This window comes from Arthrobacter sp. zg-Y820, from assembly GCF_030142155.1.
In the GTDB taxonomy this organism is placed as follows: Bacteria; Actinomycetota; Actinomycetes; order Actinomycetales; family Micrococcaceae; genus Arthrobacter_B.
Genome location: NZ_CP126247.1, coordinates 572,170 through 597,992, shown reverse-complemented (window position 1 = coordinate 597,992; position 25,823 = coordinate 572,170). Strand labels below are relative to the sequence as shown.

Annotated in this window: 16 protein-coding genes and 3 rRNA genes; 5 read left to right on the top strand and 14 right to left on the bottom strand. The window is 62.6% G+C overall.

What is annotated here, in order from left to right; all coding sequences use genetic code 11:
* Window positions 1-278: 278 nt before the first annotated feature.
* From QNO08_RS02705 to QNO08_RS02660, 11 genes are all read right to left on the bottom strand, one after another.
* Window positions 279-3,444 (bottom strand): 23S ribosomal RNA (locus QNO08_RS02705).
* Window positions 3,445-3,983: 539 nt separating this feature from the next.
* Window positions 3,984-5,511 (bottom strand): 16S ribosomal RNA (locus QNO08_RS02700).
* Together the 16S and 23S rRNA genes form the textbook arrangement of a ribosomal RNA operon.
* Window positions 5,512-6,096: 585 nt before the next feature.
* Window positions 6,097-7,764, bottom strand: a complete 1,668-nt coding sequence (locus QNO08_RS02695) for a DUF5979 domain-containing protein (protein ID WP_229968240.1) — start codon at window positions 7,762-7,764, stop codon at window positions 6,097-6,099.
* 569 nt (window positions 7,765-8,333) lie between these two features.
* Window positions 8,334-8,443 (bottom strand): 5S ribosomal RNA (gene rrf / locus QNO08_RS17475).
* A complete protein-coding gene (locus QNO08_RS02690) occupies window positions 8,429-9,571 on the bottom strand; it encodes an ABC transporter substrate-binding protein (RefSeq protein WP_229968238.1) in 1,143 nt (380 codons plus the stop codon). The genes rrf and QNO08_RS02690 overlap by 15 nt, the downstream gene beginning before the upstream one ends.
* 74 nt (window positions 9,572-9,645) lie before the next feature.
* Complete coding sequence (locus QNO08_RS02685; RefSeq protein ID WP_229968236.1) at window positions 9,646-10,494, bottom strand: ABC transporter permease; 849 nt, start codon at window positions 10,492-10,494, stop codon at window positions 9,646-9,648.
* Entirely contained in the window at window positions 10,491-11,321 is an 831-nt protein-coding gene (locus QNO08_RS02680) for an ABC transporter ATP-binding protein (protein ID WP_229968234.1), read from the bottom strand. Before QNO08_RS02680 ends, QNO08_RS02685 begins: the two co-directional genes overlap by 4 nt.
* Entirely contained in the window at window positions 11,318-12,208 is an 891-nt protein-coding gene (locus QNO08_RS02675) for an ABC transporter permease (protein ID WP_229968232.1), read from the bottom strand. The genes QNO08_RS02680 and QNO08_RS02675 overlap by 4 nt, the downstream gene beginning before the upstream one ends.
* Window positions 12,205-13,221: a TIGR03842 family LLM class F420-dependent oxidoreductase gene (locus QNO08_RS02670; protein WP_229968230.1), complete on the bottom strand. Its 1,017-nt coding sequence runs from the start codon at window positions 13,219-13,221 to the stop codon at window positions 12,205-12,207. Before QNO08_RS02670 ends, QNO08_RS02675 begins: the two co-directional genes overlap by 4 nt.
* A gap of 13 nt (window positions 13,222-13,234) precedes the next feature.
* Complete coding sequence (gene hydA / locus QNO08_RS02665; protein ID WP_229968229.1) at window positions 13,235-14,656, bottom strand: dihydropyrimidinase; 1,422 nt, start codon at window positions 14,654-14,656, stop codon at window positions 13,235-13,237.
* Between the two features lie 67 nt (window positions 14,657-14,723).
* A complete protein-coding gene (locus QNO08_RS02660; RefSeq protein WP_229968227.1) occupies window positions 14,724-15,572 on the bottom strand; it encodes a nitrilase-related carbon-nitrogen hydrolase in 849 nt (282 codons plus the stop codon).
* A 354-nt stretch (window positions 15,573-15,926) separates the two neighbouring features.
* On the opposite strand from QNO08_RS02660, the gene QNO08_RS02655 reads away from it, so the two are divergent.
* Genes QNO08_RS02655 through QNO08_RS02645 form a run of 3 tightly spaced genes read left to right on the top strand, consistent with a single transcriptional unit; the run spans window position 15,927 to window position 18,927 of the window.
* Window positions 15,927-16,946, top strand: a complete 1,020-nt coding sequence (locus QNO08_RS02655; RefSeq protein ID WP_229968225.1) for a putative F420-0 ABC transporter substrate-binding protein — start codon at window positions 15,927-15,929, stop codon at window positions 16,944-16,946.
* The gene (locus QNO08_RS02650; protein WP_442860546.1) at window positions 16,943-18,061 is read left to right on the top strand and encodes a putative F420-0 ABC transporter permease subunit; all 1,119 of its coding nucleotides are present in this window, start codon (window positions 16,943-16,945) and stop codon (window positions 18,059-18,061) included. The genes QNO08_RS02655 and QNO08_RS02650 overlap by 4 nt, the downstream gene beginning before the upstream one ends.
* The gene (locus tag QNO08_RS02645; RefSeq protein ID WP_229968223.1) at window positions 18,058-18,927 is read left to right on the top strand and encodes an ABC transporter ATP-binding protein; all 870 of its coding nucleotides are present in this window, start codon (window positions 18,058-18,060) and stop codon (window positions 18,925-18,927) included. Before QNO08_RS02650 ends, QNO08_RS02645 begins: the two co-directional genes overlap by 4 nt.
* Here QNO08_RS02645 and QNO08_RS02640 read toward each other — a convergent pair.
* The 3 genes from QNO08_RS02640 to QNO08_RS02630 all read right to left on the bottom strand — a co-directional run bounded on the left by QNO08_RS02640 (window position 18,924) and on the right by QNO08_RS02630 (window position 21,890).
* Window positions 18,924-19,739, bottom strand: coding sequence for a coenzyme F420-0:L-glutamate ligase (locus QNO08_RS02640; protein ID WP_229968221.1), 816 nt, complete (start codon window positions 19,737-19,739; stop codon window positions 18,924-18,926). The genes QNO08_RS02645 and QNO08_RS02640 overlap by 4 nt on opposite strands.
* Window positions 19,740-19,742: 3 nt before the next feature.
* Window positions 19,743-20,747, bottom strand: a complete 1,005-nt coding sequence (locus QNO08_RS02635; RefSeq protein WP_229968219.1) for a TIGR03557 family F420-dependent LLM class oxidoreductase — start codon at window positions 20,745-20,747, stop codon at window positions 19,743-19,745.
* 192 nt (window positions 20,748-20,939) lie between these two features.
* Complete coding sequence (locus QNO08_RS02630; RefSeq protein WP_229968217.1) at window positions 20,940-21,890, bottom strand: GmrSD restriction endonuclease domain-containing protein; 951 nt, start codon at window positions 21,888-21,890, stop codon at window positions 20,940-20,942.
* A 281-nt stretch (window positions 21,891-22,171) separates the two neighbouring features.
* On the opposite strand from QNO08_RS02630, the gene QNO08_RS02625 reads away from it, so the two are divergent.
* A complete protein-coding gene (locus tag QNO08_RS02625) occupies window positions 22,172-24,430 on the top strand; it encodes a S8 family serine peptidase (protein ID WP_284155635.1) in 2,259 nt (752 codons plus the stop codon).
* Between the two features lie 141 nt (window positions 24,431-24,571).
* Window positions 24,572-25,594: a polyphosphate kinase 2 gene (gene ppk2 / locus QNO08_RS02620; RefSeq protein WP_229968213.1), complete on the top strand. Its 1,023-nt coding sequence runs from the start codon at window positions 24,572-24,574 to the stop codon at window positions 25,592-25,594.
* Window positions 25,595-25,823 lie beyond the last annotated feature (229 nt).

The following is a 25,823-nucleotide window of genomic DNA, read 5'->3' as shown; positions in this document are numbered from 1 at the left end:
CCCTTCCACCCGCACCACCCATAAACAAACCTGGGTGAGGGGAAATCAATGGTCACAACACAACACACCATCAAAAAGAATGTGTTGCAATAGCGAAGTTATAACTGTAATTATACGGCACCCACCCCGAATAAAGGGTGTGGCGGTGCCGGTTCCACGGGTGACAAACCACACGGGTTTGTTATCCGGGAACCACATAGTGGACGCAAGCAGCATGATCAACACAACCCTTTATACTTTGGAGAACCGTTTGAAGTCGTGTTCTCCCAGATTGTGGTGTGGTGTAAGTTATCGGCCTATTAGTACCGGTCAGCTTCACGGGTCTTTAGTCCCCGCTTCCACATCCGGCCTATCAACCCAGTGGTCTGGCTGGGGGCCTCTCACACACAAGGTGTATGGAAATCTCATCTCGAAGCGGGCTTCCCGCTTAGATGCTTTCAGCGGTTATCCCATCCGAACGTAGCTAATCAGCGGTGCACTTGGCAGTACAACTGACACACCAGAGGTTCGTCCGTCCCGGTCCTCTCGTACTAAGGACAGCCCTTCTCAAATTTCCTGCGCGCGCAGCGGATAGGGACCGAACTGTCTCACGACGTTCTAAACCCAGCTCGCGTACCGCTTTAATGGGCGAACAGCCCAACCCTTGGGACCTACTCCAGCCCCAGGATGCGACGAGCCGACATCGAGGTGCCAAACCATGCCGTCGATATGGACTCTTGGGCAAGATCAGCCTGTTATCCCCGAGGTACCTTTTATCCGTTGAGCGACGGCCATTCCACAATGTACCGCCGGATCACTAGTCCCGACTTTCGTCCCTGCTTGAGATGTCTCTCTCACAGTCAAGCTCCCTTGTGCACTTACACTCGCCACCTGATTGCCAACCAGGCTGAGGGAACCTTTGGGCGCCTCCGTTACTCTTTAGGAGGCAACCGCCCCAGTTAAACTACCCATCAGGCACTGTCCCTGACCCGGATTACGGGCCGAAGTTAGATATCCAGTATGACCAGAGTGGTATTTCAACGATGACTCCACCCGAACTGGCGTCCGGGTCTCACAGTCTCCCACCTATCCTACACAAGCCACACCGAATATCAATACCAAACTATAGTAAAGGTCTCGGGGTCTTTCCGTCCTGCTGCGCGTAACGAGCATCTTTACTCGTACTGCAATTTCGCCGAGTTTATGGTTGAGACAGCGGGGAAGTCGTTACTCCATTCGTGCAGGTCGGAACTTACCCGACAAGGAATTTCGCTACCTTAGGATGGTTATAGTTACCACCGCCGTTTACTGGGGCTTAAATTCCCAGCTTCGCCCGTAAGGGCTAACCGGTCCTCTTAACCTTCCAGCACCGGGCAGGAGTCAGTCCGTATACATCGTCTTGCGACTTCGCACGGACCTGTGTTTTTAGTAAACAGTCGCTTCCCCCTGGTCTCTGCGGCCCCGATCCCCTCCGGACAGCAAGTGTCCATCAAGGTTGGGGCCCCCCTTCTCCCGAAGTTACGGGGGCATTTTGCCGAGTTCCTTAACCATAATTCTCTCGATCGCCTTAGTATTCTCTACCTGATCACCTGTGTCGGTTTGGGGTACGGGCGGCTAAAACCTCGCGCCGATGCTTTTCTAGGCAGCATAGGATCACCGGATTCCCACCAAAGTGGGTCCCATCAGATCTCAGGTATCGTCATCAAAGACACAGCAACGGATTTACCTATCGCTGACCCTACATCCTTAGACCAGGACAACCATCGCCCGGCCCGGCTACCTTCCTGCGTCACACCTGTTAATACGCTTACCTCCCAGGATCAGGTCCCGCGCTCCACCAAAAACCGGGTCGCCACAAGGGCGGCCGGTCAGGTATTGGGCGGTTAGTGTCCCCCGCTTGGTATTGGCGGTTTTTCGCCGGTACGGGAATATCAACCCGTTGTCCATCGACTACGCCTGTCGGCCTCGCCTTAGGTCCCGACTTACCCAGGGCAGATTAGCTTGACCCTGGAACCCTTGATCATTCGGCGGACGGGTTTCTCACCCGTCTTTCGCTACTCATGCCTGCATTCTCACTCGTGTAGGCTCCACCGCTGGTTTACACCGCGACTTCACTGCCCACACGACGCTCCCCTACCCATCCAAACGCTTGAACGAAAATGGATAAACCATCCGCTTGGCTAATATTTGAATGCCACAACTTCGGCGGTGTACTTGAGCCCCGCTACATTGTCGGCGCGGAATCACTTGACCAGTGAGCTATTACGCACTCTTTCAAGGATGGCTGCTTCTAAGCCAACCTCCTGGTTGTCTTCGCAACTCCACATCCTTTCCCACTTAGCACACGCTTAGGGGCCTTAGTTGGTGGTCTGGGCTGTTTCCCTCTCGACTATGAAGCTTATCCCCCACAGTCTCACTGCTGCGCTCTCACTTACCGGCATTCGGAGTTTGGCTGACGTCAGTAACCTTGTAGGGCCCATTAGCCATCCAGTAGCTCTACCTCCGGTAAGAAACACGCAACGCTGCACCTAAATGCATTTCGGGGAGAACCAGCTATCACGGAGTTTGATTGGCCTTTCACCCCTACCCACAGCTCATCCCCTCCATTTTCAACTGAAGTGGGTTCGGTCCTCCACGCGCTCTTACACGCGCTTCAACCTGGCCATGGGTAGATCACTCCGCTTCGGGTCTAGATCACGCCACTGCATCGCCCTGTTCAGACTCGCTTTCGCTACGGCTTCCCCTCACGGGTTAACCTCGCGACGTAACACTAACTCGCAGGCTCATTCTTCAAAAGGCACGCTGTCACAAGCACGACACCACAAGTGGCATCGCCCTGCTCCAACGGATTGTAGGCACACGGTTTCAGGTACTGTTTCACTCCCCTCCCGGGGTACTTTTCACCTTTCCCTCACGGTACTTGTCCGCTATCGGTCATCAGGGAGTATTTAGGCTTACCAGGTGGTCCTGGCAGATTCGCACGGGATTTCTCGGGCCCCGTGCTACTTGGGATCCTCTCCAAGCGGCAGCATACATTCCGGTTACGGGGCTAACACCCTCTACGGCCTGGCTTTCAAACCAGTTCACCTATGCATCTGCACTCACTTCACCGATCCGGCAGAATCGGTACGGAAAGTCCCGCAACCCCAGTGATGCAACGCCCGCCGGCTATCACACACCACTGGTTTAGCCTCTTCCGCGTTCGCTCGCCACTACTAACGGAATCACTGTTGTTTTCTCTTCCTGTGGGTACTGAGATGTTTCACTTCCCCACGTTCCCTCCACGCACCCTATGTGTTCAGATGCGGGTCACCCGGTCACTCGCGCGCCGGGCGGGGTTTCCCCATTCGGACATCCTGGGATCAACGCTCGGTTATCAACTCCCCCAGGCTTATCGCAGATTCCTACGTCCTTCTTCGGCTCCTGATGCCAAGGCATCCACCGTGTGCCCTTAAAAACTTGACCACAAAGATCAATAAATATTTCCTGCTATCGAGAAAACCATGACAACACCGGACCACACCGCAAGGGCATGACCCGGAGCACCAGGTTTATCTGAAATTGCACTTAATAATTTTAAGATGCTCGCGTCCACTATGTAGTTCTCAAACAACAACCCCGTCACACCCCGCCACCACCACGTATTCACCGTGGACGGTCTTGGACCTGCGCAGGAACAATCAGAAACAACACGAAACCGTGTCCCTTCCAACCCTTCAAGAAGGCTTGAAATTCTTCGGTCCTGTTGTCTCAGGACCCAACAGTGTGCCAAACGGAAAAACCCGGTACTTGAAGACCGGCAGCGGTTTCCAACCGGGACAGCGCCTCCGCAAGGAAGGCACGCACGGCGTACTAGACTGCCAGGCTCAACGCCGGGCACCTGCTTATTGATATTCCACCCTTGAGCACCCACCGGAGAACGAATGTCTCCGAGATGGGCATCTCCTGCAAAGCCCGCCTCCAACACTGTGGAAGGACACGGAAAACTCTGAGGTGCTCCTTAGAAAGGAGGTGATCCAGCCGCACCTTCCGGTACGGCTACCTTGTTACGACTTAGTCCCAATCGCCGGTCCCACCTTCGACGGCTCCCTCCCACAAGGGGTTAGGCCACCGGCTTCGGGTGTTACCAACTTTCGTGACTTGACGGGCGGTGTGTACAAGGCCCGGGAACGTATTCACCGCAGCGTTGCTGATCTGCGATTACTAGCGACTCCAACTTCATGAGGTCGAGTTGCAGACCTCAATCCGAACTGAGACCGGCTTTTTGGGATTAGCTCCACCTCACAGTATCGCAACCCTTTGTACCGGCCATTGTAGCATGCGTGAAGCCCAAGACATAAGGGGCATGATGATTTGACGTCGTCCCCACCTTCCTCCGAGTTGACCCCGGCAGTCTCCTATGAGTCCCCGCCATAACGCGCTGGCAACATAGAACGAGGGTTGCGCTCGTTGCGGGACTTAACCCAACATCTCACGACACGAGCTGACGACAACCATGCACCACCTGTAAACCGACCACAAGTGGGGAGCGTATTTCTACGCTTTTCCGGTTCATGTCAAGCCTTGGTAAGGTTCTTCGCGTTGCATCGAATTAATCCGCATGCTCCGCCGCTTGTGCGGGCCCCCGTCAATTCCTTTGAGTTTTAGCCTTGCGGCCGTACTCCCCAGGCGGGGCACTTAATGCGTTAGCTACGGCGCGGAAAACGTGGAATGTCCCCCACACCTAGTGCCCAACGTTTACGGCATGGACTACCAGGGTATCTAATCCTGTTCGCTCCCCATGCTTTCGCTCCTCAGCGTCAGTTACAGCCCAGAGACCTGCCTTCGCCATCGGTGTTCCTCCTGATATCTGCGCATTTCACCGCTACACCAGGAATTCCAGTCTCCCCTACTGCACTCTAGTCTGCCCGTACCCACTGCAGACCCGGGGTTGAGCCCCGGGCTTTCACAGCAGACGCGACAAACCGCCTACGAGCTCTTTACGCCCAATAATTCCGGATAACGCTTGCGCCCTACGTATTACCGCGGCTGCTGGCACGTAGTTAGCCGGCGCTTCTTCTGCAGGTACCGTCACTTTCGCTTCTTCCCTGCTGAAAGAGGTTTACAACCCGAAGGCCTTCGTCCCTCACGCGGCGTCGCTGCATCAGGCTTTCGCCCATTGTGCAATATTCCCCACTGCTGCCTCCCGTAGGAGTCTGGGCCGTGTCTCAGTCCCAGTGTGGCCGGTCACCCTCTCAGGCCGGCTACCCGTCGTCGCCTTGGTGGGCCATTACCCCAACCAACTAGCTGATAGGCCGCGAGTCCATCCAAAACCGCATCAAGCTTTCCACGGACCACCATGCGGTGGACCGTCGTATCCGGTATTAGACCCGGTTTCCCAGGCTTATCCCGAAGTTAAGGGCAGGTTACTCACGTGTTACTCACCCGTTCGCCACTAATCATTTTGTGCAAGCACAAAAGTCATCGTTCGACTTGCATGTGTTAAGCACGCCGCCAGCGTTCATCCTGAGCCAGGATCAAACTCTCCGTAAATGTGTTACAGACACAGCACCGGAGCCAAGGAAAATTGGCTGCACGGTCCTGCACTAAATTCGAAACCAGCTAAAAAAGTCCTCCCAACCCACGGGGTGGGCGGAAGAACCAGTTCAACCAATTAAAATAATTGGTATCAATAAACTTGGCACACTATTGAGTTCTCAAACAACAGATGCATCCGAAATACTCGGAAAAACAATTCAATGTCTTTCTTTTCTCTTCGCTGCAGTGTTTCTTTATTCTATTTCATCCGGACTGTTTTAGCAATTCGGTATATTCCGAAGACTGCTTCGTTTGTCCGGAGAAACCCACGCCAAATCCCCGGCTTTCCGCTCCCGGGCTTCTCAGCGCAGGATGGATCACCAGGATGTTTTTGGTGTGGTGTGGCCGCCATGCTCGTGAAGTTTTCCAACTCCCGGCCGCGGCGACTTAGAAGACTCTACACAGGTTTCGCCGGGCCCGCAAATCGACCCCGGGAGCCTCCGCGGCCGGTTTCAAGAGGCTGGGTAAGCCGGCGGGGCCGGCCCTCAAGGAGCCGGCCCCGCCGTCGTTAGGAAAGTGCAATCTGCGGTCCTGCGGTGCCTACTTTCGGCGCCGGCGCGTCGAGCCCATCACCAGCAGGGTGCCCACTACCAGGGCTCCTCCTCCTGCCAGCGCGAGACTTGCCGTGCTGGCAGATCCGGTCTTGGGCAACCGCTCGGTGTAGGGAACAGGAGCGAAAGCGTTGGTAACCCCAGTGACCTGAACCTCGCCGGCGATGATAGAGACGTCGCCAGTGAAGAAGGATTCGACGGTTACGTCCTCATTGGCGCCCGATGTCGGCTCGGAGATCCGGCATGGGGTCCCCGCCGGGAGGTTCTCGTACAGCTGCGTGTACTCCCCGGAAGCAGTGCCCGCGGGCAGGATGATCGTTTCGTCCAGGATGCCGTCACCACATTGAACGTGGATCAGGATGTCGTCTTGGAGCCCCGCTCCCGAGCCGCTGATCGTCTTTGTGATCAGAAGGCTTCCCGGGTTGTATTCCACCGTGTTCATGACGGTTAAGGTGTTCTCACCCTCGCCTATTTCTACAGGGTCGGGAAGCGTCGCGGTTACCGTCACTGCCGATGTCGAACCGGTAGTTGATTCAGTCACCGAGCAAACGGTCCCCACCGGGAGACCGGTGATTGTTTCGGAGACGGCGGCGGCAGCTCCTGCCGGTATCTCAATCAGATACTGCCCTGCCGGCCCACAATCAACAGTGAGGCTAATGGCTTGCTGCTGTCCGACAGCTGCACCGGCAAAGGTCTTGGTCACCGCCAGGTCTCCGGCAATGAAAAATTCCGCTGTGGCCTCAGCAGTGGAATCCACTTCGGCGTCGGCAGCAAGGATCAGCTTCTGCGCGGTGGCGACGTCAGGGTTGTTACCCGCGTAGAGGTAAACGTTGCCCGTCTCTACTGGCACGACCGCCCTGGCATTGATCACCACGGGATCGGTCGTTTGGGCGGTGCTGCGCACCCACACCTGGATTCCGGAGCCCACCGGGTTGGTTACCGGCACAGTACCGGCAGCATCCGTATAGAGCGTGTAACCTTCCGGAACTGACACAGTCAACTCGGCACCCTCCGCGGCAGTCACCGTAAAGGGCCCCGTGACACCGTCGACCGGCCCGGCAGCGACCGGCGGTTCAATGTAGACATCCGGGGCCGGCGGTTCGGCGAGGGGCCCGGCGAGCAGGACGGCCTGCACAATGGCCAGCGTGAACGGGCGGACCGGGTCGGTGTCTTGCAGCACGAAGCCGTCACTGAAGAACCACACGGCCGCTTGTACAGCAGCAGCACGAACGTCGTCGGACGGCGCTCCGGCGGGAAGTCCCGGCTGCTCCGGATAGTAGCTGTTCAGGACGCGGTTCACATATCCAATGTTCGGCACATTGGATTCACTCCAAGTTCCTCCCTCATATCCAAGCCCTGCATAGGTGGAAGTCCTGATATCGATGCAGTACATCTGCTGGGTATTTCCCTCAAGGTCCACGGTCGTGATCACGCCGGCGAAAGACGGGTTGTCGGTTTCATACCCCTCGGGAACATCCGCGGGGTACCCGGTGGTCGGATCGAAAGCGGCACCCACCGGCGGAAGGCCCCCAGTTACGGCACTTCCCTGCCCAGTGCCGGTCATGGTGACCTCGACAGCACCCACCGGAACCTCGTCGCCCGGTGACTCCCCGTTGAAAACACCGTGGGCAGGCACCGCCAGCGGAACAATCATCATGAACAATCCCGCGATGACGCCCAATGAGGCTCTGGTGATCTGCCGCCTTGTTCTTTGTTGCTTTTGCCCCGCTCCAACAGCGTGGCCCGCTCTGCCTTGCACACTCATAAGGGGATCCCGTCTCCGGTCGATAAATCTGTGAGCTCCGGTAGCCACTGTGATTCATGAGCAGCACCGTGACCCGGGAGACTACAGTGACGGGTCGAGGAGGCATAGGGGACGGACCCGGTTAGCCGCAAGGGCTCAGATAATCACTTCCACCGGTGACGTGGGGGCACCATGCCTCGGGTATCCAACCAGCAACCAGCCGGCATGAAGTCCTTATAGAGGGGACCTTCATACAAACCTCCCCTCTCCCGCGAGATGGCAGGAAGTGCTTTTCCCAGGCCCCAAACGTGCAGTTTCTGCCATCTCGGGGCACAGGGAACCAGGGCCCGGGAACGGGGTGGACGGGCCCGGAAGGGGGCCGGCCTGGCTAAACAAGGACGCCGGGTTACACAAGTAAGGCCCCGCCAAACCCGGCGGGGCCTTACTCTCTGAACCACCGGTGTCTTTCAACCGTGCATATTGTCCGGCGGCGGCCTACCCTCCCACATCCTCCCGGATGCAGTCCTATCGGCGCTGTGGGTCTTAGCTTCCGGGTTCGGAATGGGACCGCCGGCCGCTAGTTGCCGCCCTCGGCCAGCGTCACATCGATCGGCTCGTAATCCGCGCCCTTGGTGTCCACGCCGTCGGCTTCCAATTCCGCCAGCGCCTTCTCCACGTACTCGTTGGTGTAGGCCGTTTCCGGCGGCTCGGTGGTCAGGATGGTTGCTCCCGTTTCGTTCTGCGTTCCCATGGCAATCTCCACGGTCTGCTTCCACGCCTGTTCATCGATCATGCCGACGCCGTTGGTGGACGGAAAGATCAGCTTGTTGGTTTCGTTCGTCATCCACAGCTGGTGGCTCTGGCCCAGGGTGGATCCGGATTCGGTCACGATCGCGGCCGCTTCCTCCGGATTATCCTTGGCGTAGATCCAGCCCTTGATCGCTGCCTTGATGAATGCCGTGGTGGTTTCCTGATATTCGGCGTCATCGGCAAGCCGGCTGGCATCGGCCCAGATGGCGTCCTGCAGCATGGCGGACCCTTCTTCGTTCCAGTCAATGACCGTCAGGTCCTCGGGCTGGAACAGGTCTCCGGTCTCCGGGTTGATGGTCTCCAGCACCTGCGCGTACTCGTTGTACGTCATGGCCTGGGCTGCATCAATGTCTCCGGACAGGAAGCCGTTCATATCGAAGGCCTGCTGGATCAGGTCAATGTCGCCCGGCTCCACTCCGGCGTCCTGCAGGCCCGCGAAGAGCTCCCATTCATTGCCGTAGCCCCAGGACCCCACTTTCTTTCCCGCGAGGTCTTCCGGGCCGTCGATTCCGGAGTCGGCCATGGCGACCTGCAGCGTGGCGCTGCGCTCAAAGATCTGCGCCACGTTGGTGATGTTGGCGCCCTGTTCAATGGAGCCCAGCACCTTCGGCACCCAGGAAATCGCATAATCCACGTCCCCCGAGGCCAGCACATCCTGCGGCACGATGTCGGCTCCGCCCTCGACGATTTCCACCTCCAGGCCTTCGTCTTCGAAAAAGCCTTGGTCCAGGGCCGCGTAATAACCGGCGAACTGCGCCTGCGAGAACCACTGCAGCTGCAGCTTCACAGGCGTCAGCTCTTCGGCGGACTCCCCCTCCTCAGCACCGCTGCCCGAGGCACAGCCGGCCAAAACCAGGACTGCTGCGGTTCCCGCCGCTGCGGCGGTGCGGATACGTTTTCCACTTGCCATTTCATAGCCTCCATTTGGGTGTGAGCAGATCAATGCAGACCGTCCGGACGGGACGGCAGTGAAAACCGGCGATGTCAGTGCCGGGAGCTGTATTTCTCCAGTGCCGCGGTGGCGCAGAAGAAGACCAGGCCGACGACGACGGCGCCCAGCACGTAGGCCCAGGCCAGCGTGTAGTTGCTGCCGGAGGCCGCCGAGGTGATGGATTTGCCCAGTCCGCCCACGGGGCCGCCGAAGTATTCGGCGATGAGCGCCGAGATCACGGCCAGGGAGGATGCGATCCGCAGCCCGGTGAACATGTACGGGACGGCGCTGGGGAGGGTGACGGCGCGGGTGACCTGCCAGCGGCCCGCGGCATAGGAGCGCATAAGGTCACGGTGCACGGGCAGGACCTGCCGGAAGCCGCGCAGCGAATTCACGTAGACCGGCACAAAAACGGCGATTCCGGCCACGATCTGCCGCGGCGCCTCCTCGCCGGCGCCGAACATCGTATAAAGCACCGGAGCCACGGCCACGATCGGCACCACCGACAGCGCTGACACCAGCGGTCCGGTTAGCCGGTCAAAGATTGGCAGGAAGGCGGCGACCACGGCGGCCACCACCCCCAGCAGCCCGCCGGCGACCAGTCCCACCGCCGCATTGCCTCCGGTCACAAGGGACGCCGACACAATAGTGCCGAGGTTGCCGAAAAACGCCGCGGCTATGGCGAACGGCCCGGGCAGCACGAACGGCGGCACTTGGAACAGGGTCACCGCGCCCTGCCACAGCAGGACCGCCGCGACGCCCAGCAGCACCGGCAGCAGTGCCTGTCGGCCGCCGTCGACCGCCCGTGCGAGCAGGGCAGGCGAAGTGGCGGCGGCCAGTGCCGGCGCCGCTCCAGTCGGCGACGCTCCAGTCGGCTGCGCCGACGTTCCCACGGTGCTCACCGGGTCTCAACTCCGCGCAGCTCCGACACCGACGTGCCGTGCAGGGCTTCGCGCACCGCGGTGATGGCCGCGTAGAACGCGGTGTCCTCGCGCAGGTTCTCGCCGCGCTCCCCCGCCGCCCCGAGGCGCATCGGCAGCACGTCCTTGATCCGGCCCGGCCGTGCCGACATCACGAACACCCGGTCGGAGAGGAACACTGCTTCCGGGATGGAGTGGGTGACGAAAACGACGGCGGCGCCGGTCTCCGCGCAGATCCGCACCAGTTCGTTCTGCATCCGTTCGCGGGTCATCTCATCCAGGGCGCCGAACGGCTCATCCATCAGCAGCAGGCGCGGGCTTTCGGCCAGGGACCGGGCGATGGCCACGCGCTGCTGCATGCCGCCGGAGAGCTGATCCGGAAAGGAATCGGCGAACTCGGACAGCCCCACCATGCCCAGGAGTTCCTCGGCGCGGTCCTTGCGGGCTTTCGCCGCGACCCCGTGCAGCTGCAGCGGCAGTTCGATGTTGGCCCGCACGGTCCGCCAGGGCAGCAGCCCGGCCTGCTGGAAGCAAATCCCGTAGGCCTGCTCCCGGCGGGCCTGCCGGGCGGTCCGGCCGAAAACGCTGATCGTTCCGCTGCTCGGTTCGTCAAGGTCGGCGATCAGGCGCAGCAAAGTGCTCTTGCCGCAGCCCGAGGGTCCGATCAGTGACACGAATTCGCCCGGTGCCACGGTCAGGCTGGCCGCTTCCAGTGCCGTGACGGAGCCCTTTCCGGTGGCGAAGATCCGGTGGACGTCGCGGACTTCCACCGCCGGTTCCGGCACTGCCGATTCGGTTGATTCGCTCATGATGCTTGTTCTCCTCTGCGGTAGCGGTGCAGGAACAGTCCCAGGACCGTGATGGCAGCGACCGCTGCCAGGCCCAGCAGGACGGCTCCGAAGATTGGCGCCCAGGGTTTGCCCGGGTCTCCGCCGGCCGCGGCGGCATACTCCACGATCATCCGGCCGATCCCGCCCTTCAGGCCGATCGATACTTCCGCGACGACGGCGCCGATCACGGCATTTGCCGCCGCCAGGCGCAGCGCCGGCAGCAGGAAGGGAATGCTGGCCGGAAGCCGGAGGAACAGGAAGCTGCGCCACCAGCCCACCGAATAGCTGTGCATCAGGTCCAGATGGCTGGCCTGCGGAGAGGAGAACCCCCGCAGGGCGCCGATGGCGACCGGGAAGAAGGCCAGATAGGAGGCGATGACGGCCACCGACATCCAGTTCTCCCAGGTGAAGGAGCCGATCTCGAGCTGGGAGCCCCAGCGGCGGACCAGCGGGGCAATCGCAATCAGCGGGACGGTCTGGCTCAGGATGATCCAGGGCAGCAGTGCGGAGCCGGCGGAGCGGAAGCGCTGCATGACCACCGCCAGTCCCATGCCCACGGCGACTCCGATGAACCAGCCCACCGCCGCGATGCCCAGGGTGAAGGCCGCTGCCTGCAACACTGCTGTCCACAGGGGCGGCGCCCCCGCGGCCGACGTCGCCGGTTCCGCCAGCCGCACGAGCATGGTCCAAACATGAGGCATGGCCAGGTCAGTGGTCCGGGGAAGGAGCGGCAGGCCCATCACGCTCACGCCGTTTTCCGGACCGGCGAATTTGTACGCCTCCCAGAGAAGTACCGGAACCAGCACACCGCCGGCGGCCCAGCCAATCCGCGCCGCCGGCGGTGTCCCGGTTCCGGTGCGGGTCATGCCGTCGCGCTCACGTTCTCGCGCATTGCCGGGATGATGCTCTCGCCGTAGACCCGCAGAGTTTCCTCCTTGTTGTCGTGCTGGAGGTAGCCGGCAAACTGGGTTACGCCCAGGGCCTTAAGCTTTTCGAGCTTTTCGATGTGCTGTTCGGCCGTGCCCATCAGGCAGAACCGGTCAACAATCTCGTCCGGCACGAAGGCGGCATGGGTGTTGCCGGCCCGGCCGTGTTCGTTGTAGTCGTAGCCCTCCCGGCCGGCAATGTAGTCGGTGAGCGCCTGCGGCACTGCGGCGTCGGCACCGTACTTGGCGACGATGTCAGCGATGTGGTTGCCCACCATGCCGCCGAACCAGCGGCACTGCTCGCGCATGTGCTCCCAGTCGTCCCCTATATACATGGGTGCGGCCACGCAGAATTTGATCGCCATGGGATCGCGTCCTGCAGCTGCGGCTGCTGACCGCACGGTGGCGATCATCCACTCGGCGATGTCCACGTCGGCCAGCTGCAGGATGAAGCCGTCGCCGACTTCCCCGGTCAGCTTCAGCGCCAGCGGACCGTAGGCGGCCACCCACATTTCCAGCTCCGAGCCCTTGCTCCACGGGAACTGGAGCGTGGCGCCGTTGTATTCCACCGAGCGGGAGTTCGCCAGCTCGCGGATGACGTGGATGGATTCGCGCAGCGTTTTCAGCGTGGTGGGCGCGTTGTTGCTCACCCGCAGCGCCGAGTCGCCGCGGCCGATGCCGCACACCGTGCGGTTGCCGTACATCGCGTTCAGCGTGGCGTAAGTGGACGCGGTGACGGTCCAGTCCCGGGTGGCGGGGTTGGTGACCATGGGCCCCACCTTGATGTTTTGGGTTTCGGCCAGGATTTGGCTGTAAATAACGTACGGTTCCTGCCACAGGATGTGGGAGTCAAACGTCCAGACGTAGTCGAACCCGTGTTCCTCGGCCTTCTTGGCGAGCGCCACGGTTCGGGCGGCGGGCGGGTTGCACTGCAGAACTGCTCCGAATTCCATTTCTTTTCCGTTCCTAGATCAGGTACTGGCTCGGGGCGCGGCGGACGTACCGGCCGTGGCCCTTGGCCCCGAGGTATTCGTTGTCGTTGATGAGGATCCGGCCCCGGGACAGCACGGTGTCGACATGCCCGTCAATCTCGTAGCCCTCCCACGCCGAGTAATCCATGTTCATGTGGTGGGTTTTGTTCAGCCCGATCGAGGTGTGGCCCGCCGGGTCGTAGATGACAACGTCGGCATCGGCTCCCGGCGCGATCACGCCCTTGGCGCCGTACATGCCGAACATGCGGGCCGGCGTCGTGCTGGTGATCTCCACCCAGCGCTCCAGCGTGATTTTTCCGTCCACCACGCCCTGGTACATCAGGTCCAGGCGGTGCTCCACCGATCCGATGCCGTTGGGAATCTTGGAGAAGTCCCCCACGCCCAGATCCTTCTGCCCCTTCATGCAGAACGGGCAGTGGTCGGTGGCGACCATCTGGATGTCGTTGGTGCGCAGCGACTGCCACATGTGGTCCTGGTGGTGTTCGTGCTTGGAGCGCAGCGGCGTGGAACAGACGTATTTGGCGCCCTCAAACCCCTCGGCGCCCAGCTGGTCCTCCAGGCTCATGTAGAGGTACTGCGGGCAGGTCTCGCCGAAGACGTTCTGGCCGTTGTCGCGGGCGGCGGCCAGCTGCTCGACGGCCTGCTTCGCCGACACATGCACCACGTACAGGGGCGCCCCGGTGAGGTTGGCCAGCATGATGGCCCGGTGTGTGGCTTCCTCCTCCATCTGCCAGGCCCGTGCCACCCCGTGATAGTAGGGATCGGTTTTCCCCTGGGCCAGCAGCTCGGTGACCATGGCGTCAATGGCCGGACCGTTCTCGGCATGCATCATGGTCATCAGCCCGGTCTCGGCGCCAACCCGCATGGCTTTGTAAATCTGCGCGTCATCGCTGTAGAAGACGCCCGGATACGCCATGAACAGCTTGTAACTGGAGACACCCTCGTCAATGAGCCCCGCCATTGCCTTCAGCGAATCGTCGTTCACGTCGCCGACGATCTGGTGGAACCCGTAGTCGATGGCGCATTCCCCGGCGGCCTTTTCATGCCACGCGGCCAAGCCGTCCATCACTCGCTCTCCGTACCGCTGGATCGCGAAGTCAACGATCGTCGTCGTTCCGCCCCAGGCCGCCGCGCGGGTTCCGGTTTCGAACGTGTCGGAGGCTTCGGTGCCGCCGAACGGCATCTGCATGTGCGTGTGGGCGTCAATGCCGCCGGGAATCACATACTTGCCCGTGGCGTCCAGGACAGTGTCCACAGAGCGGGCAAGGTCGTGGCCCAGCAGCGTGGACCCGGGGGCGAGTACCGCTGCGATCTTTTCCCCGTCAATGAGAACGTCCGCCTCGCTGCGGCCGGTGGAGGTGACAACTGTGCCTCCGGTGATCAGTGTTGTACTCAAAACGACATCCTTGTCTGTGTTAAAGGCGCGGCCTGTTTAAGGCCCGTTGGCGCGTTTGCAGGAAGGGCTACGGCGCGGTGATCGGCGCGTAGGCGTCCGGGCGGCGGTCGCGGTAGAACTGCCAGTTGTTGCGCGCGGTGCGGACCAGGTCCATGTCCAAGTCGCGGATCATCAGCTCATCGCCGTCGCGGGCGCCGATCTCGCCGACGTAGTTGCCCTGCGGATCGACCATGTAGGAAGTGCCGTAGAAGTCGACGGCTTCATCGCCGAATTCGTTCGTTTCGGCGCCCACCCGGTTGGGGACTACCACGTAGTAGCCGTTGGCGGCTGCAGCGGTGGGCTGTTCCAGTTCCCAGAGCCGGTTGGACAGGCCCGGCTTGGAAGCGTTCGGGTTGAAGACGAGCTGGGCACCGTTCAGGCCCAGGACACGCCAGCCCTCGGGGAAGTGGCGGTCGTAGCAAATGGTCACGCCCACGGTTCCGACGGCGGTCTCGAACACCGGCCAGCCCATGTTCCCCGGCCGGAAGTAGAACTTTTCCCAGAACTTCTCGACGTGCGGAATGTGGTTCTTGCGGTACTTGCCCAGGTACGTTCCGTCGGCGTCGATGACTGCTGCGGTGTTGTACAGGACGCCTGGCTGGTCCTCTTCGTAAATCGGCAGGATGATCACCATGTTGTGCTCGGCGGCGAGCTTCGAGAACCGTTCGGTGAGGGGTCCCGGAACCTTCTGTGCGTACTCGTAGTACTTGTTGTCCTGCACAATCCCGAAATACGGGCCGTGGAACAATTCCTGGAAGCAAATGATCTGCGCGCCCTCGGCAGCTGCCTTGCGGACAAACTCCTCGTGCTTGGCGACCATGGATTCCTCATCCCCGGTCCAGGTCGTCTGAGTCAAAGCTGTACGGATGATTGTCATTGTGCCTCCTAGTAACGGCAAACGTGGTGCGGTAACGATTGGCCGGTTGAAGGGCCTTTATCAGTCTTCGTGCTGAACATTTCCCCAACATTTCCACCGCGTTAAAAAGCTGCGTTGGATTGCCGAGGCGTCTGTTCATCCTTGACGCTCAAGACGGAACCTGCAAGGGTTTTTAAACTATTGCGCGGAGCACCGCTGGCGCGGATAATGCCGCGGCGGACCCCCTTGGAAACACGATCCGAAACGAAGGGGTGCTAACCTCCTCGATAGATCACCCGCCTTGTTATGGCCGGTAGAGCTGGTCTGGATTTGGGCCATAGATCCCTCCGATATCCCTAAGACCTGCGAGGAACTATGAACCGCTCCCTTTACCCTGCCTATTCCCTGCTCCTGGCCGCCGGCCTGGCCGGAATTGTTGGCTGCTCCGGAACGCCGGCACCGGCTGCACCGGCAGCCGAAAATACCGGCGGAACCGCCGTTTCCGGCTCCACCGAGGCAGCGGCGTCGTACCCGGTGACCGTGACCAACTGCGGCACGGAAGTCACCTTGAAGTCACCGCCCGAGCGAATTGTGACGATAAAATCCACTGCGCTGGAAACGCTGCTGGCCCTGGGCCTGGGCGACAAAGTGGTCGGCACCGCTTTCTCCGACGGTCCGGTTCCCGAATCGCTGGCAGCCGACGCCGCGTCGGTGCCCTCGCTCTCCGACGCCGCACCCACGCAGGAAGCGGTCCTGGAACTCGAGCCGGACTTCATCTACGCCGGCTGGGAATCGAACCTGAGCTCGGACACCGCCGGCGAGCGCGGTTTCCTGGCTTCAATGGGCATCGGCAGCTATGTCTCTCCGGCGGCCTGCCGGGAAGAGGGGCTCCCGGGCAAGCTGGACTTCGAGGACGTGTTCGCGCAGATCACCGAAGCGGGCGACCTCTTCGGGGCCCCCGATGCCGCTGCCGCCCTGATCGCCGACCAGCGCGAGGTGCTCGACGGCGTTCCGCCGGCCGGCGAGGGCCGGACCGCCTTTTGGTTCTCCTCGGGACGGGACACTCCGTACGCGGGCGCCGGCCTGGGAGCTCCGCAGATGATGATGGAAGAGCTCGGCCTGGAGAACATTGCCGCGGGAGTCGAAGATTCGTGGGCTTCGCTGAGCTGGGAGACCGTGGTGGCGGCCAATCCCGATGTCATCGTCCTGGTGGACGCAGACCGGAACACCGCCGAGTCCAAGAAGGAGCTGCTGGCGTCGATGCCGGCCACGGCGGGCATGGACGCGGTGATCAACGAACGCTATCTGGTCCTCCCCTTCGCTGCCGGGGAGGCCGGAGTCCGGAACGCCGAAGCGGTGGCGGACCTCGCCGACCAGCTCTCGAGCCTGCCGTGACCGCCGTCCGCACCCAACCGCGCGAGACCCGCCCGTCACCGCGCCCGTCCGCACGCCCGCCCAACCCGGGAACGCCGTCGGACGCTGCGGCAGCGCCGGCCTCCCGCCGCCGGTTCCGCACCGGGACCGCGACGGCGGTGCTGGCCGCCGCGCTGGTCTTTTCCATTGCGGCGGCGGCAACGGTGGGGCCTGCGGACATCAGCGTGGCCGATGCTTTCGGCACGATCCTCTCCCATCTGGGGATCGGCACCAGCCCGCTCTCCGCCCTGCACGACGGAATCATCTGGGAGCTGCGGCTGCCCCGGGTGCTGACCGCTGCCGCCGTGGGGGCCGGTTTGGCGATCAGCGGCGCAGTCATGCAGGCGCTGACCCGCAATGCGCTGGCCGACCCGTATCTGCTGGGCCTGTCTTCGGGTGCCTCGCTGGGAGCGGTCTGCGTGGTCCTGCTGGGCCTGCAGCTGCTGCTTCCGCTGGCGGCGTTCATCGGCGCACTGGCGGCGCTGGCGGCAACGCTGCTGCTGGCCCGGCTGGCCGGCGGGCTGACGCCGTCGCGCACCGTCCTGGCCGGCGTGGCGGTCTCTTCCCTCGGCAGCGCCCTGACCAGCCTGGTGATTTTCTGGACCGCCACCGGCGACTCCTACCGGAACATCCTGGGCTGGCTGCTCGGGTCGCTGAGCGGTGCGCAGTGGTCCAGTGCCGGGATCGCCGCCGGGGCGTTGGTTGCGGTGGGCATTCCGCTGCTGGCCGCGTCGCGGATCCTGGACGGGTTTGCCTTTGGCGACGACGCCGCCTCGGCCCTGGGCATCAACGTTCCGGCCGTGCGGTGGAGCATGCTGGCGGCAACAGCCCTGCTGACCGGCGCCATGGTTTCCGTGAGCGGGGCGATCGGCTTCATCGGACTGGTGTTTCCGCATGTGGTCCGGATGATGACCGGCCCCGGGCACCGCTCGCTGCTGCCGCTCTCGGCCCTGCTCGGAGCCATCTTCCTGATTTGGGCCGATACTGCGGCCCGGTTCGTGTTCGAGCCCCGGGAGCTTCCCGTGGGCGTGGTGACCGCAGTGCTTGGCGCTCCGGTCTTCGCCTACGTGCTGGCGCGGCGGAAGGGCGGGGCATGAACAACGGTGAAATGGGCTCCGGAGCCCGTGTGAACGACCTGCAGGCGGCGGGCGTGGACGTTTCCCTCGGCGGAAAACTCGTGGTGGACGGGGTGGACTGCACCGTTCCGGCCGGCGCGCTGTCCGCTCTGGTCGGTCCCAACGGGGCCGGCAAATCCACGCTGCTGCGGGCCCTGGCCGGTGTGGTTCCCGTCCGCAGGGGCACGGTGCTCTGGCAGGGCCGGGACCTGCTGCGCCTGCCCCGCCGGGAACGGGCCCGCATAGCCGCGCTGGCGGAGCAGGAATCCGGTACGGACACTCCGCTGACAGTGCGCGACGTCGTGTCGCTGGGAACCATGCCGCACCGCTCGCTGCTGGGGTTCGGCACCAGCGAGGACGACGCCGAGGTGGTGACGGCGCTTCAGTCCGCCGGTGTTCCCCAGCTCGCGGACCGGCTGTTCAGCGAACTTTCCGGCGGTCAGCGGCAGCGGGTCCAGCTGGCCCGCGCGCTGGCGCAGAAACCGCAGCTGCTGCTGCTGGACGAGCCCACCAACCACTTGGATCCGCACGCCCAGCTGACCACGCTGCATCTGATGCGGCAGCTGGCCGGGCAGGGCATCGCCGTTGTCGCAGCGCTGCACGACCTGACGCACGCCGCAGCCCACTGCGACCACGTCATTGTCCTCTCCGGCGGCACCGTGGTGGCAGCGGGCGATCCCCGCACCGTCCTGACGGCTGACCTGATCGGGACGGTTTACGGGGTCCAGGCCCATGTACTGGAGCATCCGGCCACGGGCCGGCCGCTGATTGCGTTGTCCCTGCCGGCGGACGGCGCAGCCGGTTCAGTCAGCGCAGCCGGTGCGCGCGCCTACGCCACGTCCGCCTAAGCCTCCTGCTGATACTCCGGTACCGGCAGCCCGGCGTCCCGGCATGCCGCGGCGTAGCCTTCGCGCCAGGCCTCGTCGCTGCCCAGCCGGAACATGTCCTGCTCGGCCGGGCGGATCAGGGTCCGGGCGCCGTCGTCCCGGGAACCGGGCGAAGCGGGGCGGACGAGTTCCGGCAGGCCGCGCAGCACCGCTACCGGGCACTGGCTGGTTTTGCCCTTGATCAGGTCGGCTGCCGCCGCAATCTCGTCAGCGACGGCGGTCATTGTCGCCTTCATCTGCTGGCCGAAGCTATCCATGCTGCCGCGCAGATCGGTGATGACCTCGAGTCCCGCGGCTCCGATGGCGGCGTCGGTCTGTCCTTCGCGCCAGGCCCGGCCCATCGTGTCGGTGATGACCACGCCGACGTCGAAGCCCAGCGCCCGGCGCAGGCCTGCACACAGCGCCCGGGCCGAGGCGTCCGGGTCCACGGGAAGGAGCAGGACGGTGCCGGCCGGAGTGTTGCTGTTGTCCACCCCGGCGGCGGCGGCCACGATGCCCAGTTTGTTTTCCACAATCCTGGTCACTCCGCCGGGATGGACCTTGCTGGCCACAAGCCGAACGGTCTCGTTGGTGATCGCCTGTTCGCGGTCCCCCGCCGGAACCTGGCGCCCCTCAGCCTTGGACACGATCTTGGAGGTGACCGCCAGGATGTCGCCCGGCTGCAGGGCAAAGTCCGGGACCGCTCCGGCGGCGGACAAAACCACGGCGGCCAGGTCCGTCCCCGGAGCGATCTCTCCAATGCCCGGCAGCGCAAACAGCGTGATGCTGCGCATCGGTTAACGCTTGAGCGCGGGCAGCACATCGCGGGAGAAGACGTCGATCCACTCGCGCTGGTTCCGGCCGACGTTATGCAGGTAAATGCGGTCAAAGCCCAGGTCGACGAATTTCTGGATGTACGCGCGGTGGACATCGGGGTCGCTGGAAATCACCAGACGTCCCTCGAAGTCCTCCGGCCGAACCAGTTTGGCCATCTGCTCGAGTTCGAACGGCGAGCGGATGTCTCCCTTGGGGAACTTCATGCCGCCGTTGGGCCATTCCACCATGGCGTTGGTCAGCGCTTCTTCGTCCGTCTCGGCCCAGCTCATGTGCAGCTGCAGGACCTTGGGCATCGTGTCCGGGTCCTTGCCGGCCTCGCGTGCTCCGGTGTCGAACTTGTCAAAGAGCATGCCGATCTTTTCCAACGGAGCGCCCACCGTAATCAGTCCGTCGGCGTGGCGGCCCGCGCGCTTGGCCGTCACGGGCCCCGCGGTCGCGACCAGGATTTCGGGGGCCACTTCCGGCATGGTCCACAGCCGGGTGGATTCCATCTTGTAGAACTCGCCCTTGTGCCGGACGTCCTTGCCGGCCAGGGAATTCGTGAAGAGCTTATTGATGATGTCGATGGCTTCGAACATCCGGTTGATGCGCTCGGGTGCCTCCGGCCAGTACTGCGCCGTGATGTGCTCGTTGAGCGCTTCTCCGGAGCCCAGCCCGAGCCAGTGCCGGCCGGGATACATGGCGGCGAGCGTGGCTGATGCCTGCGCCACCATCGCCGGATGCCACCGGAACGTGGGAGCGGTAACTCCGGGGCCGATATCGCCCTTGGTGCGCTCACCCAAAGCCGACAGTACGTTCCAGACAAATGCGGATTGGCCCTGCGCCGGAACCCACGGCTGGAAATGGTCTGCAGCCATAACCCCGGAGAATCCCTTGCTCTCGGCATATTCGGACAGTGCCACCGCCTCTGTGGGGTGGAACTGTTCCAGCATTGCGGCGTAACCAATTGTTAATGAAGAGCTCATATATCGATCCTGACAGCCAGAGATTTCGGAATTGAAAACAAATGTTTCCAATGGAATAAGGCAGCAGAGTTCCGGCTTTCCGGAACGCCGTAGGCCCATCCTAGGGGCGGGGAGGAATTCCGCCCAAGCATGACTAAGCAGGATTTCGAGAAGTGTCGACCGCAGTTGCTGCCCGGCGCCGGGCCGGGTGGGCTAGGAGGTGCAGCCCTCGCCGTCGCCGTCGCCGTCGAACTTTGCTTCCCAGCCTGCGTCGCCGGCGCGGATGGGCGCCGCACCTGCGGCCTTGACCGCCGCACAGTTGGCGTACACGGGCGTGCCGTCAGCGTCGGCGACCTCGGGCGGTACAGCTGCGGGCGGTGCGGGTGCGGGCGGTGCTGCTGCGGCATTCGAGGCCCGGCCCGCGTCGGGGACCGGCTGGTCCGGGCAGGCGGAGAGGACTCCGGCGACGGCGTCGTGCTCCGCCTGTGTCATCCAGAGGCGGTATTCAGCCTTGACCGCAACCTGGCGGGCCACATACTCGCAGCGGAAGGCTTTGTTCGGCGGCAGCCAGGAGGCGGCGTCGGAATCCGATTTGGAACCGTTGGAAGGACCGTCGGCAGCCATCAGGTTCAGCGGATCGTTGGCGAACTGGCCGCGTTCCTCAGCGGACAGCTGCTGCGCACCCTTCTGCCAGGCATCGGAAAGCGCCACGATGTGGTCGATCTGGACGGCGGTGCTGGTCTCGTTGCCGCGCACGAAACTGATGGTCGTACCGGTGTAGGGATCGGCGAAGGTGCCGGACGCCACCACGCACTCCTTGGTTCCGTCCTTGAACACGACGGCGGTGAGGTCGCGCGCCAGGATGTCGTTGCGGGTATCGCAGCCGTTCCGGTCGACGTCGGCCCAGGCCGGTCCGAACTCGTCCCGGTCATAGCCGGTCTTGGGAGCCCTGCCCTTGATCGGGAGGGTTTCCAGCTGCTCCACCGCCGAGCCGGCTGTTGCTTCCTGGACCGCGGCAGTACCGGAACCGGCATGGGAGGCGCCGGTTCCGGCATTCGCTCCGGCATCTGAGCCGGCATCGGTCAGCGGAGTACAGGCCGCGGAACCGAACAGGATTACGGGCAGGGCTATCAGGGACAGAAATTTCGAGCGCAGAGAAGTCATCGGTATTTATTATCGGTGATTTTGCGCCGTTGATTTTCCGACGGGCTTTCGGAGCTTCGAGGTTAGGGGTTTCGGGGTTGTTGCCCGGGCAACGATTCCGGGTCGGTGCACGGACAAATAGGGAATGCCCCGGGTATCGCCTAGAGTTTCCCCGCGGCTCGTCACAAGGCGGGCCGCGTAACCGGATGCCCGGGGCCGCTTCTCAGAAGTCGGACCCGGACCGCCGTTGTGACAGGACAAAAATGGGGAAGTATCTTGCTTTAAGGCGGCAGGTGGCCGTGTTGGCTATTGCCGCTTTTCTCGGCGGCACAGTTATCTCAACGCCGGCATTCGCCACTGACGGCGGCACGCAGCCCTCGTCGCCCTCGTCGTCGTCATCGCCGCCGGCATCGCCGCCGCCGTCGTCGTCGGAAATCGGGGGAAGCGCTGCCACCGAGCCGCCCGCCAACCGCTTCATCGTGAAGTTCCGTGACAAGGCCGGGATCACTGCCGTTGAACGGTTGGACACCTACGGCTCAGTGACAACCACGCTGGGTGTGCAGGCTACGGAGCTTTTCGAAACCGGCACCGGAGCGTCAGTGGTCGAGGTGGATCAAGAGCTGACCCGGGATCAGTCCGCCGCCGTCGTCGCCGCGCTCGCTGCCAAGCCCGACGTCGAGTACGTCGAGCCCGATGTTCTGCTCTTCCCCGCCGCGGCGGACCCCAAAGACCCTCTCTATTTCCAGCAATGGAACCTTTGGGAGCCTGAAGGCGGTGCCGCTGTGAACGACGCGTGGAACGTGTCCCAGGGCGCCGGCCAAGTTGTGGCCGTGGTGGATACCGGAATTACCAACCACAGCGACCTGAACGCGCAGATCCTCCCCGGCACCGATTTGATCAGCAGTCCGTCAATGGCGCGCGACGGCGATGCGCGGGACAACGACCCCCGGGACGAAGGCGATTGGAATGATTCCGCCAACTGCAGTGTCAGCCGCTCTACCTGGCATGGAACCCATGTCACGGGAACTGTTGCTGCCAGCGCCAACAACGGCATGGGCATCAGCGGTATCGCCCCGGCAGCGAAAGTTGTGCCGGTCCGTGTCCTGGGCGAGTGCGGCGGATACCTCTCTGACATCTCGGACGGAATCATCTGGGCTGCCGGCGGCACCCTGCCGGACGTCCCGGCGAACAGCAACCCGGCAACTGTCATAAATCTCAGCCTCGGCGGCATCAGTGCCTGCTCCGCGTCCATGCAGGACGCCGTGAACTATGCCACTGGCCGGAACGCCGTAGTGGTTGTGGCTGCCGGGAACAGCAACCGGCCGGCAGCCGATTCCACACCTGCGAACTGCCGCAACGTGATCACTGTTGGCGCGACGGGCCGGGACGGTTCCCGGGCTCCGTACTCAAACTACGGTGCCGCCGTCGACATCATGGCCCCGGGCGGAAACATGTCAGGGAATGCTTCGGGCGGCATTCTCTCTACCTTCAACGAAGGATCGTCAGTTCCGCAAAAGGAAAGCTATTCCCAGGCTCAGGGCACCTCCATGGCCGCACCCCACGTGGCCGGTGCAGCGGCCCTCCTCTTGGCCGCCTATCCGGAGATGACGCCGGATCAGGTGGAAGCCCGGTTGAAGGCCACCGCGCGTGACCTGCCGAAGGGCTGCACGCCCTACTGCGGGCCGAAGCTGCTGGATACTGCTGCCGCGGTAACCATGCCGCTCATTGCCCCGGTTCCCGCCATCAGCGGCGCCACCGCCGTCGGTGCGACCCTCACCGCGGAACCGGGCGCGTGGGCACCGGCACCGGTTGATTTGGCCTACCAGTGGTACCGCGGGAACACCGCGGTCAAGGGTGCGACCGCCAAAACCTACAAGCTCACCAACGCGGACAACGGCCAGGCCATCAGTGTGAGCGTCTCCGGTTCAAAGACCGGTTACGCGACCGTCACCAAACGCTCCGCCGCCACCTCCAAGGTGGCACCGGCAAAACCGCCGTTTGCTGATGTTCCTCCCGGCATCCAGTTCTACGACGAGATGCTCTGGATGGCCACGGAAGGCATTTCCACTGGTTGGACCGAAGCCAACGGCACCAGGACCTATCGGCCGCTGCAGGCCGTCAACCGTGATGCGATGGCCGCTTTTCTGTACCGGCTGGACGGAAGCCCGGACTTCACGCCGCCGGCAAAATCGCCGTTCACCGATGTGGCCACCACCAACCCGTTCTACAAGGAAATCACCTGGCTCAACAGCCGGGGAATTTCCACCGGATGGACTGCGGCCAACGGCACGAAGACGTACCGCCCGCTGCAGCCGGTAAACCGCGATGCGATGGCAGCCTTCATGTACCGGTTCGCGGAATCGCCGTCCTACTCCGCGCCCAGCAAGTCGGCGTTCCTCGACGTGCCAAAGAGCAACCTGTTTTACAAGGAAATTTCGTGGCTGGCGGCCTCGGGTATCGCCACCGGCTGGGGTGACGGGACCTACCGGCCCCTGACCCCGGTCAACCGCGATGCCATGGCCGCCTTCATGAAGAGATTCGACAGTACGTTCCTCCGGTAGCTCGAGCGCAGGCAAAGGGAAGTCCGGTGAACCGAAGCTGGTCGCCGGTCCTCCCTGTGCTTGGCCCGGTCAGTGAAACCCCTTCCCTGCCCCGTCGCCGGGACGTAGATTCGTTACTTACCGTCCGCGCAGGGAGATGCAATGGTTACGAATAAGTCCACGACGATCAACGCCGACAACAAGGTCGCCGAACAGCCCGTCGCTGTGAAGGCAGCCGGCGACGTCAAACCCTCGGACGAAACCAAGAGGGTCGCTGTGGCGGAGGACTACGCCCAAGAACTTGATGAAATGCGCGAACTGAAAATCAAGTCCAAAAAACCCAAGGAAAAGGCCGACGACGACGCTTGGCGGCACAATTACCCCTACGATACGAAGCTGTCCCGGCGCAGCTACGAGAAGCAAAAACGTGCCCTGCAGATCGAGCTTTTGAAGATGCAGCTCTGGGTCAAGGAGACCGGACAGAAAATGCTCATCATCTTCGAAGGCCGCGATGCCGCCGGTAAAGGCGGTTCGATCAAGCGCTTCAACGAACATCTCAACCCCCGCGGCGCACGGATCGTTGCGTTGGAGAAGCCCACCGACGGTGAACGCACCCAGTGGTATTTCCAGCGGTACGTGGCGAGGCTGCCCAGCGGCGGCGAGATCGTCATGATGGACCGTTCCTGGTACAACCGGGCCGGAGTCGAACGCGTCATGGGGTACTGCACACCAGCCCAGTACTTGGAGTTCATGCGAGAGGTACCCGAGTTGGAGCGGATGCTGGTGAACTCGGGCGTGCTGCTGACGAAACTCTGGTTTTCGGTGGGGCGGGCCGAACAGTTGGCACGATTCGCGGCCCGCGAAACAGATCCGGTGAAACAGTGGAAGCTCTCCCCCACCGACCTGGCCAGCCTCGACAAGTGGGATGACTACACCGAAGCCAAGGAAGCCATGTTCTTCTACACCGATACCGGTGATGCCCCTTGGACGGTGGTGAAGTCCAACGACAAGAAACGGGCGCGGCTCGAGGCCATGCGTCAGGTCCTTCATTCAGTCGACTATCCCAACAAGAACACGACCCTGGTGCATGCGCCGGATCCGCTGATCGTGGGTCCGGCAGCCAGCCACTTCGAAGAGGGGGAAGAGCCCAGCGGCCGGTTCCCCGTGGTGAAGCCCAAGGGCTGACCGCTTTTCTCTGCAGTGCGAACCCCGGCAATACCCTCCGCCCTCTGACATCGGAGGGGCCGGGCTTACGGCGGGCTTGCGGGTCGGCTTGCGGGCGGGCTTGCGGCGGGCATTTCCGGCGGGTTTTGAGGCCAAGTAATTCTTCTCAAAAGTCGAGTATTTGAGAGTCCGAAAAAGGGCCTGTTTTGGGCTGTTTTGGGGCTGTTTTGGGGCTTCTCGAACCAGGAAT